The following is a 14,377-nucleotide window of genomic DNA, read 5'->3' as shown; positions in this document are numbered from 1 at the left end:
TAACCTCTTTCTTAAATCATAGTTCCCTTTATTTGCCCAACGCTTCTATAGGATTTCTATGAAACAGATGGGCTTGCTATAACAAGCGCCTTCTTGCCTTTTGATATCGTTAAGATGTTGGTTAAAATGCTTTAACCTGAATATAATCATCTACATGCTTTAACCTATGCATGTCCTTAGTATATGTAGTCTCTTTCTCCAAATGGTGAACAACATCTTCAAGTAGGGCAATTAACAACTTATTAGAATGGTCAATTTCATAATACATCAATTGCTCTAGCCTTTTAGATTCAACAAAATTTAGATCTCTGAGTTTACCTAAATGTTTGGATATCTTAGGTTGTGTTTCCTCTAATATGGCTTGAATTTGACACACACACAAGCTTTTGTTGTATAGCAATAGCATGATTCTTAAACGTGTCTCATCCGATAATACCTTAAAAACATCTATAACTTCTGTCATGTCATTACCTCCAAATTAAAAATACGTACATTCCCATATGGGTATATACGTATTTTACTTTGTTTTCTTCTTTCTGTCAATGGATTTTTATTGACAATTCTAGTCTCTTGCCATACCCTTAATAGCATATGAATAGGAAGTATCCTTAAGGCATCTACTTAATAAATGAGCTTTCTTATGAAAAACAATTGCAATGGAGGTAATATGATTAAGGATAATCAAGAGATCATTACACCAGACCCTTCTAAAGAACTCAATATCCTAGGTGAACCAAATGAGGCCGCATACCCGGAACATTGGATACGTAAGACCGTTTTATTTTTACTCAGTCAAAGCTTTTCTTTATTCGGTTCTGCTTTGGTTCAATTTGCAATCATATGGCATATTACACTGACGACACAATCCGGTGTTATGATGACCATCTCCACAGTTTTTGCTTTCCTTCCCCAATTGTTTATTTCTCTATTTGCAGGGGTTTGGGCTGATCGTTACAACCGCAAGACACTGATGATCCTCTCAGATTTTCTTATCGCAGGTTCTACATTGGTTTTAGCCATCTTATTCTATTTAGGTTACGGCAGCTTGTGGGCGCTTTTTATCGTATCCGGTATACGTTCTCTGGGAACAGGTATTCAAACTCCTGCTGTTAATGCCTTTTTACCACAGATTGTCCCAAAGGCTAAACTCATGAAGGTGAATGGCATTAACAATAGTGTCGGTTCCTTAATTATGCTGATTGCGCCTGTTATCAGTGGTATATTACTTACCTCTTCTACACTGGAAGTCACCTTTTTTATTGATGTTATTACGGCAACTTTTGCAATTCTGATTTTGTTTGCCCTTAAAGTGCCACCTCATGAAAAAGCCCTCTCAAGTCAACAAGAAGGCTATTTCGACGACCTAAAAGCAGGATTGCTTTATGTCCGTGACAACAAGTTCATTAAAGATCTATTAATTTTTTATGCCATCTTCTTCTTTTTATTGGTTCCCGTTGCTTTTCTGACACCGCTTATGGTGGCACGTTCTTTTGGAGACGATGTTTGGCGTCTAACGGCTAATGAAGTCGCCTTTTTCCTTGGTTCTATATTCGGCGGTTTACTTATTTCCATATGGAAAGGCTTAGAAAACCATAATCATACCATCGCCATTTCTTGTAGCTTACTGGGTGTTTTTACCCTTGCTCTCGGACTCTCCAAATACTTTTCTATCTATCTCTTTTTTATGTTTCTAAGTGGACTCATCGTACCTTTTTTTGTGGCTGCAATCACAACATTGCTCCAAGAAAAGGTGGAAATCGATATGCAAGGCAGGATTTTTGGACTGACTCAGATTGTTATGGCGGGCGTCATGCCTCTTGGCATGGTCGTCGTAGGGCCTGTTGCTGATCTTGTAGCCATTGAAAGTCTTTTTATTCTGACTGGTTTTCTTATGGCGCTCCTTGGCATAAAAGTATTCTTCAATAAAAGTACTCAAGCATAATCCTTATGATTTTTCTTTCCTACTTTGTAACAATACGGCTAATATAATGATCACACCTTTTACCAGACCTGTTAAAAATGGTGGTATTTTTGCTGCAATCAAAATACCTTCGATCATCTGAAGCATGATGATGCCAAGGAAAGTTCCGATGATTCTACCTCTACCACCATTCATGGAGGTACCACCAATGGCTACCGCTGCAATCGCATCTAGTTCAAAAGATACACCGGCATTAGGTGCTGTAATGGATGTTAGCCTTGAAGCCAGTAAGAAAGCGGATATACCTGTCAAAAGACCGGTAATAGAAAAGCAAAGTGTCTTAATTCGAACCACATTAATGCCTGCAAGGGATGCTGCTTTTTCGTTAGAACCTACGGCGTATATGTACCTGCCAAACTTGGTTTTCTCCATGACAATATATACAATAGCGGTTACAATGACAAAAATAATGGCCAGATTAGGTATTTTAAAAATCGTACCAACGGCTATAAGTCGAAAGCTTTGATAGACGTTTTCGCTTACATTAAAGGGACCACCTTGTCCCAGTTGTACAATAATGGACCTAAACGCACTCAAAGTCGCCAAAGTAACAATAAAGGGTGCAATCCTACCTTTTGTGACCAATAAACCATTAATGGTTCCAAGAAATAGACCAAAAACCATACAGAACAACAGCATGACCAACATGTTTTCTGTGGTATTAAGTACCACCACCCCTAGTCCTGAAACCAACGCTGTAAGTGAACCCACAGATAAGTCAATCTGCCCTGATATGATAACCAGCGTCATCCCAAGGGCAATAATGCCTTTGATGGTGGATTGTAAGATGAGCGTCGACAAATAGGAATAGGATAAAAAATTCTTGTTGATTAAGACCGCAATGAGCAATAATGCAAAAAATGAAAAGACATAGGTGTGTTGACTTGAAAACTTTTTCACTTCGTTAAAAATCTTATTTTGTGTTGTAAGTTCTGTTTTCATCTATACCCTCCATATTGGCCCCTGTCGCATAGTACATGGCTTTGACTTCTGTCAATTCTTCTCTTGTCATCTCGGCATTAATATTACCTTTGTACATAATCAGGCAGCGATCAGCTATTTTATGAATTTCAGGGAATTCAGAGCTAAAAACAATAACGCTCTTCCCTCTTTTTACCAATTCATTGATGATTTTATAGATTTCAAATTTAGCCCCTACATCTATACCCTGTGTCGGATTATCAAGGATGTAAACTTTAGCATCAATCTCTAACCATCTGGATATGATGACCTTTTGCTGATTCCCTCCACTTAGAGATGTTATATAGTCTTCGCAATTACCGACTTTGATCCTTGTGATGCGTTGGTTCTTTTCAAACCGCTTTGTTTCTTCCTCTTTATTAATAAATAAATGCTTATGCTTAATAACAAAATGACCAATAGATAAATTGTCTCTAATGCTAAAATCCTTGATAATAGATCGTTCTTTTCTGTTTCTTGGTACCATGCCAATGCCAGCTTCCATAACCTTCTTGATACTTTTTAATTGAATGCGCTCACCTTCTAGATGAATCTCCCCTTTTGATACATGTCTTGCACCAAATAGAGCCTCAGCTAATTCACCTCGCCCATCTCCATGCAAACCAGTGATGGCCAGAACTTCTCCTACTCTAAGATTGAAGCTAATCTCTCTAAAAAAAGGTTCACAACATAGTCCATGTACTTCGTATACCACCTCGCCTTTTATACCGTCATTTACAATGAATTCTTCTGCCATGCTTCTACCCACCAGAAGTTCAGTGGCGCGATGTTCATCAATATCTGCAAAAATACCTGAATCAATAAACCTACCATCTCTAAGCACTGTATAACGATCACAAATGGTGAACAGTTCCGGCATTTTATGAGATATATAAATGATGCTAACCCCTTCCTTTTTCAGTGTCCGCATAATGGAAAAAAGATTGTCGATTTCCTTGTTGGTTAAGGCTGTGGTCGGTTCATCCATGATGATTAATTGACTTTCAAAAAGTAATGCTTTACCTATTTCCACAAGCTGCTTTCTTGAAGTATCTAGATTTTCCATAAGTTCAAGGGGGTTGATGTCGATGCCCATTCTAATAAACACTTCTTTAGACTTTTCAATCATGGCCTTCTTGTTCAAGAAACCCCATTTATCATGAATTTCTTCGCCAATAAATAGATTTTCAAATACCAATAAATCGTTGATGCTGTTTAACTCCTGATGAATGAATCGAATCCCCACTTCTGTAGATTTTTTGGTGGTCATATTTTCCTGTAGCGCACCATTAATATAAATGGCGCCTTCTGTGGGTTTAAGGATTCCAGCCAATATATTCATAAGTGTGGATTTCCCGGCACCATTTTCTCCAAGCAGTCCGTGGATTTCCCCTTCTTCTACTTCAAGAGATGCATGGTCTAAGGCTCTAACCACGCCAAAATCCTTTACTATGTTCTCCATCTTCAAAAACATCTTATCAACCTCGCTTTTATCACCATTGATTAAAGTGTCATAACTAAGTTTCTCTAAGTTCAGACGACACAAATAGATTACGTTGATGCATTCGTAACTATTTATATAGTCTGAAAGTTCAACTATATAATTTTGACGCTTTAACCTCCATTAAAATTCCGGCCAAGTATACACTTGACCGGATTCATGCTTTTTAACTAAATGCCGCTTTCGTATCGGATTTTGTAGATATCTGTGGTTCTGAATTCTTGTTCATTACTTAGGTCGATTTCCATGGTATCAATTAAGATGAGTCCGGATACAGTTTCTCCGTTTAAGATCTTAGCACCATATTCAATGGCATCACGTACCATGGTTGGTGAGAACAAATAAGTCACTTGATCTAAGTCATATTGCTCTTTATAGGTTGCAAAGGTATCTAGATTTTCTTTTCTTCCGCCAACACCGGTTAATAGTCTGATTTTCAGGTCTGCATTACCTTGATAAGCTGTTATGGCATCAAGAACACCTAGCACCACTTCATCATCATGGGTAAATACAGCTTGAATTCTTTCTATGTCTTCTTTGCTGCTGGTCATTAAGAAAGTTTCCATTTGTTCTTGTGCCTTGGCTCTTTGCCAATCTGTACTAAACTGTTGAACCACAACGATATTATCATCCGCTGTTTCTGCAAATCCGTCAGAACGTTGTTGAGGCACTGTTGAATTGTCACCTTTGAATTCAAGAATGTGCACTTCACCTGCCGCTAATTCATCTGCAAAATATGCGTTTAAGTATTTTCCTGTTTCTTGTCCAATGGTGACGTTGTCGCCCATAACTTCTGCAGTAGGGGCAAAACCGGTAATTAATCTGTCATATACAATAAGTGGTATGCCTGCTTCCATGACTTTTTGAGCCCCAGAACGCAATTCATCACCGTTGTGTGGCCATAAAACGATACAATCCACACCATCATTAATTAATGTGTCCAGTTGGTTATTCTGTTCCGATGCTTCAGCTGATGTTAAGAACTTGTACTCAAAGCCATAAGTTTCGGCAAAGCTCTTAGATGCAGCTTCCGCATGTTTGATGCTTTCTCCAAGAAAACCATGGGTTGCATTTGGCATAACAACCCCTAGTATTTTAGTAGCTTCCTCAGTTTCTGATGTTTCAGTAGTTTCTCCTACTGTTTCCGGTGTGGTTTCAGGATCGGCTACCTCATCTACTGTAGAACATCCTACCACCCCAAGCATTAGTGTTACAGTGATTAATACAGCTAGTATTTTTTTCATTTTTACCCTCCATTTACTTTTTTTATTATTAGAGACAAGCTCCAGTAACTAGATTCTAACCCATGAATTTTCTTCATGGCTTTTGATACATGCATCTACAAGTCTCATTATATAATGCCCAGTTTCAAAAGTAGCATAGCCTTGTTTAGCATCTCTATAGCTGCCCTTTTGTATCGCGTTGTAAAAAGAATGGATCGAACTTCTAAGCGCATCTGCCCAACCTACCGGATGACCATTGGGTAAGGTAGAGTAGTAACTACCTTCATCTGTAAGGTAGGATGCACCGGCAAATATCTCTTCATTCCCTTTGTCACGGTTCCCTACTAATAAACGATCTGCTTGTTCTTGATGCCAAGTCAAAGATGCTTTTTCGCCACATGCATGAAGAGAGAATGCATTTTTCTTTCCTGCAAACACTTGGGATATGTTCAAAACACCTTGGGTACCGTCTTCAAGCTCTAGTAGGATATGTGCGGCATCATCGGATTGAATGGCCACTTCTTTGACATGATTCTTAACTTGATCCCTATCCGCTCCGGAGTCTTCAACCCTTTTAGTATGCACTTTCCGAATTGGGTATACTGTAACCAGTCTAGCATTCACACCAACAATTTTCTTTCCTGTAATAAATTGTATAGTATCAAAGCAATGAGAGCCAATGTCGGATATCGCTCTTCCTTTTCCACCAATCATAGGGTCTAAACGCCAATCATAATCCGTATCATACATCAGCCAATCTTGAAGGTATTCACCACTCATCGTATGTACCTTACCAACAGATCCGTTTTTTACCCTACCACGCATTTCTTGTACCATCGCATTATGTCGATAATTAAAGTTTACGCCGTTGGCAACCTTATACTGCTTTAAGAGTTCAACTAAGTTCTCTGACTCGTCAGTGGTTAGGGCCAATGGTTTCTCACAGAAGATATGAATGCCTTTTTCAATTACAGCTCTATTAATTGGATAGTGATAGGCACTAGGCGTACAGTTGTGTACCACATCCAATGTTTCTTCATCCAACATCTTCCTGTAATCCGAATAGTAACGAGCTATATTCAGTGCTTCACTAACATCTTTTGCCACTTCAACATCATCATTGGCGATGGCTACAATTTCTGTTCCGGGAATTCTACGAATTGCTTCAATATGCTGTTTGCCTATAAAACCAGTACCGACAATACCTATGCGTAGTTTTCTCATTCGCGTCCCTCTTTCAAAATCAAATGTCTTTCTCATGTAAATATACCTTGTTTTATGTAAATTGTCAACTATTTACTGTAAATATATGCCTTTTACGTCATTTTTATATGTAAAAATTCAGAACTTGTTTACATTTTACATTTTATTCATTATAATGATGGTTAAAGGATTAAATCATATATAAAGGTAGGTCATTATGGAAGAAAAAAATAAAAACCTTCAAAATACAAAAAAAATAACCATAAGCGAAGTGGCGAAGAAGGCCCAGGTATCTATTGCTACGGTTTCTAGAATTATCAATAACAAGGACCAAGTAACCGAAAAGACGAGACAGCACGTTCTAAACGTTATGGATGAGATGGCTTTCGTACCAAAAAACACCAAGACTCTTTTCAATGCCACAAGCAATGTTATTCTACTTCTGATTCCTGACTTTGAGAATCCTTTTAACGCAGCCATTATTAGTGGTATCCAGGAATCTGCAAGAGAACATGATATGGACGTTTTTGTTGTTCAGACTAAGAACTACTATACTGAGCACCGCCATTTTATTAATATTTTAAAAAATAACTCTATTGCGGGTATTATTATCCTAGCGCCTGCACCACACAAATCTCTTCTTGACGAACTCTGTCACAGCTGTCCCGTCGTCATGTGTTCCGAATATGCAGAAGATTATGGCATATCTTATGTCACCATCAATGATATTGAATCGGCCAAATCCGCGGTGAACTATCTTGTATCAACCGGACGAAGAAAAATCGGTCTCATTAACAGTAATCTGAAGTATAAATATGCAAGACACCGAGAAAGAGGCTATAAGCAAGCCCTTGAAGCTGCTGGACTTGAGATTAAGGAAGATTTTATCGCTCATATCTCCGCCATTGACTATAGCAGTGCACTATCTAGTGCCACCCATATACTCGGTCTACCGGATCGACCGGATGCTTTCTTCGCTGTATCTGATGTCTTTGCCACCGGGGTGATTGTTGCCGCAAAGAAACTGGGCTTAAGAGTGCCGGAAGATGTCTCCGTTGTCGGATTTGATAATATTGAACTCTCTAATATGACCGAGCCGCCTATTACTACCATTGAACAACCGGCACATCAACTAGGTTATCAAGCAGCAGAGATGCTCATAGAAAAGATTAACAAACCGGATATGGCCGACAAACAAATTATTTTGGACACCCATCTGGTGGTCCGTGGTTCAACCACTTTGTCTTCTATGTAAATTTTACATTTTTCTTTTCTCAATTTTTTTCTACACAAAAGGAACCTTTGAAGTTAGTCTATAATACACTAACTTCAAAGGTTCTTTTTTCTCGCTTCTTATTATGTGATTTTTGAAATACTATATGATTTTAAACATGTGTAATCCAATCCATACAATGGCTATGTCAGCTGACATATGAATCAACCATGAGGCAAGAAAACTTTTGGTCCTATCCACAAAGTATGCGAAAATAATCCCACCTATAAACAGACCCAATAATGCGAGTGCCATCACCCATAGATCAAACCAAGTTCTAAAATTCGAAACATGGTAGAGCGCAAATACCAATGCAGAAAATATATAGGCTAAGCGATGCCAACCAGCCTTAACTAGCCCTTGAAAAATGAATCCTCTGAAAAACAACTCTTCAATAAACGCATTCACCACAATGGTATAGATACCGACGAATACTATTTCATTCTTTGATACGGCCATACGTCCTGATATATCAGCTACTATATCATCCATTCCAATTAGCGGTCGAACAAAATAAAAAGCCACCATAATCGTTAAGAAAACCAGTACCGACCAAAATGATATTAAAGGTATATCCGACTTATTCAGCTTCATGGACCACTTAATCTTAAAATCATATTTATATAAAGCCATAGGCAGCAACAAAAACAAGGGCAACTTAATGAGTGTCTTTATTAGATATGGGGTGTAGAGTACTTGCTCAATAATGTATAGAAAGACCATAACAAATAGCGTATAGGCAATTATTGTAATTTTTATTTTCATTCCCTTACTACCATACCTTTCAAGTTGTTTTCAAAGGAATGGGGCATCATCCTACGGATATGCCCCATTCCACTCAAACGGAGAGAGGGGGATTTGAACCCCCGGTTCCTTTAGAGAACGACAGTTTTCGAGACTGCCACCTTAAGCCACTCGGACATCTCTCCAAAATTACTATAATAATATACTATAAAAATCCAGAGCTAGTCAACACCCACTGTAATAAGATAGGGTGTCTCTAATCTTTTATTATCCTCTTTTATAACCCTGGCTTCCGGATTAAAAGGCTTTCCTCTATAGTTCTTGGTAACGATGCATTCCCTTCCATCTTCCAGTTTGATAGTGAAGCCGATTGGATAAGGTGATACCCGTTCTGCAAAGGCTCTAACCAACTTAGGATCAAATGCAGTGCCCATGCCCTCAATAATCATCTTAAAGGCTTGTGCCGGATTAAGGGCATCCCTTTGACGTCTCCGACTGGATAATGCGTCAAAAACATCTGCAATGGCTACGATTCTACCATAGATACTGATGTCTTCTCCAGCTTTCTTCGTCGGATAACCACCACCATCATAGCGCTCATGATGTTGCAAAATAGCTAAATAGCTACGCATAGGCAAGTTGAACTCGTCTTTGGCAAAACGATACCCTTCCACGGTATGGGTTTTAATTAACTCATATTCTTCATCTGTGAGTGTTCCCTCTTTTTCTAGAATCTCTTTGGGTATGAACATATTACCGATATCATGAAAAAATGCTCCTACTGCCAAACGGTACATCTCAAGGGAAGATAATTCTAGGCATTTACCAATAATTAGAGAAATAACCGTTACATTAACCGGTTGTTGATAGATGTAGTTTTCAATCATCTTAATGTCAAAAACATCATACAAATCAATTTTTTCGCTAATAATATCTTCCGTCAACTTATCAATAGACTCTAAACAGGCCTGCATGTGCTTATGATAAAGACCTTTATTCTTACTCTGAATGGCCAAATATAACTTCTTAAGATTCTGTGTGGCTTCATTTCTGGTTTTTGAAGTAATGGTACATTGAATCTCAAGATCATTGGAATAATCATCCAATACATATAGATATGGGATTTCATATTGGGACAAATTTTGTATATAGCGCTCTGTAATCTCCGTGCCTTTTTTTGCTAATATGGTACCATTGATGCTATAGAAATCATCGGCAATCTGCATACCTGTTTTAAGATCGGAAAATTCTACAAGTCTCATACTTAACCTCCATCTAACTTCCACTAACCTATCCAAAATCATTATAGCATTTCTAAAGACAAAATAAAATAAAAATTGATACTAAAGTCCTATGTCTTTACCATATATTAGAAACATTTTCAATATAAATCCTCTCAAGTTCGTAGTCATTTCCGACTTGAGAGGATGGTTCAAACTAACTTTATTTAAATAGTTCCAATAGATTATATTTGCTAAACACAGACACCATGATTAAGGATACCATAGCCATAATCTTAATGAGAATATCCAGTGATGGTCCTACTGTGTCTTTGAGAGGGTCACCTACTGTATCTCCGATGACTGTTGATTCATGTAGTTCAGATCCTTTACCTTGTCCATCAAACTTCCCTGATTCAACCAACTTCTTGGCATTATCCCATGCCCCTCCACTGTTGGCTGCAAACAGGGCCAGCATAATAGCCGATAACAAGGTTCCAATGAGCATACCACCTACAAATTCTTCACCAAATATAAAACCACTACCAATCGGTACTAAGACCGATATTAGGGCCGGTAAGGTCATTTCTTTTAGAGCGCCTGCTGAAGAGATCTCAATACAACGTTTATAATCCGGCTTTGTCTCACCTGTTAGAATACCCGGCATCTCTCTAAACTGTCGTCTGACTTCATCCACCATAGCACCTGCTGCTTTGGCTACAGATTCAATAAGCAATCCCGAAAAATAAAATGGCAATGCAGCGCCTACCAGAGCACCCGCTAGAGTTAAGCTGTTGATCATGTTAATGTTGAGTACAAACCCCATAGTATCACCCATATTACTCTGAGAATAGAGATAAGATGCCAGTAGGGATAAAGCTGCAAGTGATGCAGATCCAATAGCAAAGCCTTTGCCAATGGCAGCTGTTGTATTTCCTACCGAGTCCAACTTATCTGTAATCTTACGAACCTCAGGTTCTAGTTTGCTCATTTCACAAATGCCACCGGCATTGTCCGCTATAGGACCATAAGTATCCACAGATACGGTTGCTGCCACAAAAGAAAGCATACCGATGGCTGCCATAGCAACACCATATAGGCCAGCAAGATGATTTGATGCCAACGTGGCAAGGGCTAAGACAATAACCGGAAACAAGGTGGATTTCATACCGGAAGCCAAACCTTGTGTGATGGTTAATGCCGTGCCTTGCATGGACTTATGAGCAATGGTTAAGGTTGGTTTAAAATCATAACTGGTATAATACTCCGCTAGAAATCCAATCAAGATACCACTTCCGATGCCAAATACAGCGGCTATCCACGGTGATAGAATGCCCATTCTAAAGCCAAGACCTGATACATCCATACCTTTAAAATATAGGTTGGTAAAAATACCTGTAGCAACCACCGTTAGACCGGCTGATACCCATAGGGCATAATTCAATTCTCTATGAGGATGGTCAGATATTTTTCTAAAAATCAAAGACAAGATGCCAACTACACAACTGATCAGTCCAATTGCGGCAAAAAGCAATGGATACAATAGAAGGTTCTCAACCAGCTTATAATCCAATGCATCATTGATGCCGCTGGTTGTATAGTACATATAGGAAACAAGAACAATGGCAGAGATCAATGCACCTACAAAGCTTTCTAGCAAATCTGCACCAAGCCCTGCTACATCACCTACATTATCACCCACATTATCTGCAATGGTTGCCGGATTTCTGGGGTCGTCTTCCGGTATACCTGCTTCTGTTTTACCGACTAAGTCCGCGCCCATATCCGCTGCCTTCGTATATATGCCACCACCAACACGGTCAAACATGGCGATGATGGAACAACCAAGAGCATAACCTGAGACTGTCATGGTATAAGGAATGAAATGAACGCCTATCCAGTTCTCTTTGATGACCAGATTGATTTGATCTGTCTGCCCAAGTATCTTACCAAATATTATATAAACGATGCCCAGCCCTAGTAGAGCAAAGCCACCGACACTTAGCCCCATAACTGAACCACCCTGAAAAGCCACCTTTAGTGTTGCTCCAAGACTTTTGGATGTTCTTGCTGTATTAGATACACGTACATTTGAGATGGTTGCAATCCTCATCCCAATAAAACCGGCAAGAGCACTCATAGATGCGCCCATCAGAAATGTAACTCCTACATACCAATCGACCACCACACTTAGGATAATTGCGGCAAGCAGTGCAATTCTTGCTATAATACTATATTCATGACGGATAAAAGCATCTGCTCCTTCTTGTATGGCTGCTGCAATCTCCTTCATGAGGTCCGTACCCGGATCTAAATTTTTTACCGCCTTAAAATTGTATGCCGCTACTGTTAATGCCAAAAATACCGCAAAAAAAACCAATGCAATCATAAACCTTACCTCCGCTTTTCATTAAAGCTTCGTAAACAAGGTTCTAATCACCATTGGTTTTTTATTCATCGGTCTTGATCAGTCACAAGTCTACTCTAGTTTATAGTTGATATACTAAGCATATAATAAATACCCATATTTCCCATCCTATAAAAAGTGTATCACACTTGGTCTTCATTGCAACCGTTTTCAGAACATTGATGAAACTTCAAACTTTCTTACAAAAATCACAGTTTTTTATGTTCATATTGCACTATGACACTTTAATCCTATGGTTAAGGTGTCAAAACTATGTAGGTGAATTTAGTGAAACTTAGTTTTGACCCTTTAACCATCCTATGATTCTATATTTTTTATCTTTGAATCGCAAGTACATCCAGTGGGACTGGTACACCCACCGCCAGTGGTATGGCAAATACCTTTCGCCTCTTTTCTTTTTGAATTGAAGTGGTCAGCAACCACGGACAAGATTATAACAACGACTAATAGTGCTGTGACTTGGAGCATCCAATCACCTCCTATTTGATAATGATAATTATTATATATTAACATTATACCTTGTTCGCATTGTATTTTCAATGACCTTGCCTATACCTTTTATCGAAGAGATATGGACTTATGACACTAACCTCTTGTGATACCTGAATCTTTGGCTGCTTTCATGACGGCTTTTGCAACGGCTTCTACCACTCTCGAGTCAAATGGAGATGGTACAATATATGTATTGGTTAACTCAGATTCTTCAAGAACCTCGGCAATGGCATAAGCTGCGGCTAACTTCATTTCATCGTTAATTTTTCTTGCTCCGGCATCTAGCGCACCTCTAAAAATACCTGGAAAAGCCAATACGTTATTAATCTGATTTGGATAATCACTACGGCCGGTTCCTATAATCTTGGCACCGGCTTCAATGGCCAGTTCCGGCATGATTTCCGGTGTTGGATTGGCCATAGCAAAGATAAAAGGATTATCGCTCATGGACTTTACCATTTCTTTGGTAACGATACCAGCAGCGGATACCCCTACAAAAACATCTGCTTCCTCAAGAGCTAATGCCAAATCACCTTCTATATCATCTTTGTTGGTAAAACTCAAAATCTCTTTCTTAACAAAATCAAGGTCCGTTCTTTTTGAGCTAATAATACCATTTCGATCTACACACAGAATATCTGATACACCATACTGCATAATCATTTTTGCTATGGAGCTACCTGCCGCTCCTGCTCCACTGATCACCACTTTAAGTGATCTCGAATCTTTTTTCGTCAATTTACAGGCGTTAATTAATGCTGCGATGGTGATGATAGCTGTTCCATGTTGATCATCGTGAAATACGGGAATGTCCAATTCTTCAATTAAACGTCTTTCGATTTCCACACATCTTGGTGCAGATATATCTTCAAGGTTAATGCCACCTAAACCTGGTGCTAGTAACTTGCAGGTTCTTATGATTTCTTCTGTATCCTGAGTATCCAAGCAAATTGGAAAAGCATCCACATCACCAAAGTTCTTAAATAGGATCGCTTTACCTTCCATAACCGGTAACGCTGCTTCAGGTCCAATATTGCCAAGACCTAAAACCGCCGATCCATCTGTAATAACCGCAACAAAATTCCCTTTATTCGTATATCGATAGATATCTTCCGGGTTCTTTTCAATGGCACGACAAGGCTCTGCAACACCTGGCGAATAGGCCATGCTTAACTCTTCTGTTGTTGATACTTTGACTTTAGATATAACCGCTAACTTCCCCTTGTTTTTTTCATGCATTTCAAGGGATTTTTGATATATGTCCATATTTGCCTCCTAAATAACTTATTAAATGGTTGCTTTTCATTGTTGTCTACATTATAATACAGCTGGCTCTTCCTTACAATGCTACG

General features: G+C 38.8%; 12 protein-coding genes and 1 tRNA gene. 2 read left to right on the top strand and 11 right to left on the bottom strand.

Annotation, left to right across the window (positions count from 1 at the left end):
* Positions 1–121 precede the first annotated feature (121 nt).
* Positions 122–463, bottom strand: a complete 342-nt coding sequence (locus P0N36_RS12440; RefSeq protein WP_275843177.1) for an ArsR/SmtB family transcription factor — start codon at positions 461–463, stop codon at positions 122–124.
* A 204-nt stretch (positions 464–667) separates the two neighbouring features.
* Here P0N36_RS12440 and P0N36_RS12435 point away from each other — a divergent pair, with 204 nt between their 5' ends.
* The gene (locus P0N36_RS12435; RefSeq protein ID WP_275843176.1) at positions 668–1,942 is read left to right on the top strand and encodes an MFS transporter; all 1,275 of its coding nucleotides are present in this window, start codon (positions 668–670) and stop codon (positions 1,940–1,942) included.
* 3 nt (positions 1,943–1,945) lie between these two features.
* Here the strand turns inward: P0N36_RS12435 and P0N36_RS12430 are convergent, their stop codons facing one another.
* The 4 genes from P0N36_RS12430 to P0N36_RS12415 form a co-directional block, all read right to left on the bottom strand.
* Positions 1,946–2,923, bottom strand: a complete 978-nt coding sequence (locus tag P0N36_RS12430) for an ABC transporter permease (protein WP_275843175.1) — start codon at positions 2,921–2,923, stop codon at positions 1,946–1,948.
* Positions 2,895–4,415 (bottom strand): sugar ABC transporter ATP-binding protein, encoded by a 1,521-nt coding sequence (locus P0N36_RS12425; protein ID WP_275843174.1) that lies wholly within the window; start codon positions 4,413–4,415, stop codon positions 2,895–2,897. The genes P0N36_RS12430 and P0N36_RS12425 overlap by 29 nt, the downstream gene beginning before the upstream one ends.
* A gap of 197 nt (positions 4,416–4,612) precedes the next feature.
* On the bottom strand, positions 4,613–5,686 hold the full coding sequence (locus P0N36_RS12420) for a substrate-binding domain-containing protein (RefSeq protein ID WP_275843173.1): 1,074 nt from the start codon (positions 5,684–5,686) through the stop codon (positions 4,613–4,615).
* A gap of 48 nt (positions 5,687–5,734) precedes the next feature.
* Positions 5,735–6,889, bottom strand: coding sequence for a Gfo/Idh/MocA family protein (locus P0N36_RS12415; RefSeq protein ID WP_275843172.1), 1,155 nt, complete (start codon positions 6,887–6,889; stop codon positions 5,735–5,737).
* Between the two features lie 196 nt (positions 6,890–7,085).
* Between P0N36_RS12415 and P0N36_RS12410 the strand changes: the two genes are divergently transcribed.
* Complete coding sequence (locus tag P0N36_RS12410) at positions 7,086–8,123, top strand: LacI family DNA-binding transcriptional regulator (protein ID WP_275843171.1); 1,038 nt, start codon at positions 7,086–7,088, stop codon at positions 8,121–8,123.
* Between the two features lie 120 nt (positions 8,124–8,243).
* Here P0N36_RS12410 and P0N36_RS12405 read toward each other — a convergent pair whose 3' ends face one another.
* The 6 genes from P0N36_RS12405 to P0N36_RS12380 all read right to left on the bottom strand — a co-directional run bounded on the left by P0N36_RS12405 (position 8,244) and on the right by P0N36_RS12380 (position 14,291).
* Entirely contained in the window at positions 8,244–8,906 is a 663-nt protein-coding gene (locus P0N36_RS12405) for a CPBP family intramembrane glutamic endopeptidase (protein WP_275843170.1), read from the bottom strand.
* 78 nt (positions 8,907–8,984) lie between these two features.
* A tRNA-Ser gene (locus P0N36_RS12400) sits at positions 8,985–9,070 on the bottom strand.
* 36 nt (positions 9,071–9,106) lie between these two features.
* On the bottom strand, positions 9,107–10,147 hold the full coding sequence (locus tag P0N36_RS12395) for an HD-GYP domain-containing protein (RefSeq protein WP_275843169.1): 1,041 nt from the start codon (positions 10,145–10,147) through the stop codon (positions 9,107–9,109).
* A 181-nt stretch (positions 10,148–10,328) separates the two neighbouring features.
* Positions 10,329–12,494 (bottom strand): sodium-translocating pyrophosphatase, encoded by a 2,166-nt coding sequence (locus P0N36_RS12390; protein WP_275843168.1) that lies wholly within the window; start codon positions 12,492–12,494, stop codon positions 10,329–10,331.
* 336 nt (positions 12,495–12,830) lie between these two features.
* Positions 12,831–13,001, bottom strand: a complete 171-nt coding sequence (locus P0N36_RS12385) for a hypothetical protein (protein ID WP_275843167.1) — start codon at positions 12,999–13,001, stop codon at positions 12,831–12,833.
* A 117-nt stretch (positions 13,002–13,118) separates the two neighbouring features.
* Positions 13,119–14,291 carry an NAD(P)-dependent malic enzyme gene (locus P0N36_RS12380; protein ID WP_275843166.1) on the bottom strand — a complete coding sequence of 391 codons (1,173 nt, stop codon included), beginning with the start codon at positions 14,289–14,291 and terminating at the stop codon, positions 13,119–13,121.
* Between the last annotated feature and the right edge of the window lie 86 nt (positions 14,292–14,377).

The sequence above is a fragment of the Petrocella sp. FN5 genome, assembly GCF_029210395.1.
Taxonomy (GTDB): domain Bacteria; phylum Bacillota; class Clostridia; order Lachnospirales; family Vallitaleaceae; genus Petrocella.
The sequence above is the reverse complement of the archived record's forward strand: the minus strand, read 5'-3'. Positions and strand labels throughout refer to the sequence as shown.

Coding starts and splice junctions, on each gene's coding strand:
- P0N36_RS12395 (WP_275843169.1), bottom strand. CDS start 10,147: ATGAGACTTGTAGAATTTTCCGATCTTAAAACAGGTATGCAGATTGCC.
- P0N36_RS12440 (WP_275843177.1), bottom strand. CDS start 463: ATGACAGAAGTTATAGATGTTTTTAAGGTATTATCGGATGAGACACGT.
- P0N36_RS12405 (WP_275843170.1), bottom strand. CDS start 8,906: ATGAAAATAAAAATTACAATAATTGCCTATACGCTATTTGTTATGGTC.
- P0N36_RS12415 (WP_275843172.1), bottom strand. CDS start 6,889: ATGAGAAAACTACGCATAGGTATTGTCGGTACTGGTTTTATAGGCAAA.
- P0N36_RS12420 (WP_275843173.1), bottom strand. CDS start 5,686: ATGAAAAAAATACTAGCTGTATTAATCACTGTAACACTAATGCTTGGG.
- P0N36_RS12390 (WP_275843168.1), bottom strand. CDS start 12,494: ATGATTGCATTGGTTTTTTTTGCGGTATTTTTGGCATTAACAGTAGCG.
- P0N36_RS12380 (WP_275843166.1), bottom strand. CDS start 14,291: ATGGACATATATCAAAAATCCCTTGAAATGCATGAAAAAAACAAGGGG.
- P0N36_RS12430 (WP_275843175.1), bottom strand. CDS start 2,923: ATGAAAACAGAACTTACAACACAAAATAAGATTTTTAACGAAGTGAAA.
- P0N36_RS12410 (WP_275843171.1), top strand. CDS start 7,086: ATGGAAGAAAAAAATAAAAACCTTCAAAATACAAAAAAAATAACCATA.
- P0N36_RS12385 (WP_275843167.1), bottom strand. CDS start 13,001: ATGCTCCAAGTCACAGCACTATTAGTCGTTGTTATAATCTTGTCCGTG.
- P0N36_RS12425 (WP_275843174.1), bottom strand. CDS start 4,415: ATGTTTTTGAAGATGGAGAACATAGTAAAGGATTTTGGCGTGGTTAGA.
- P0N36_RS12435 (WP_275843176.1), top strand. CDS start 668: ATGATTAAGGATAATCAAGAGATCATTACACCAGACCCTTCTAAAGAA.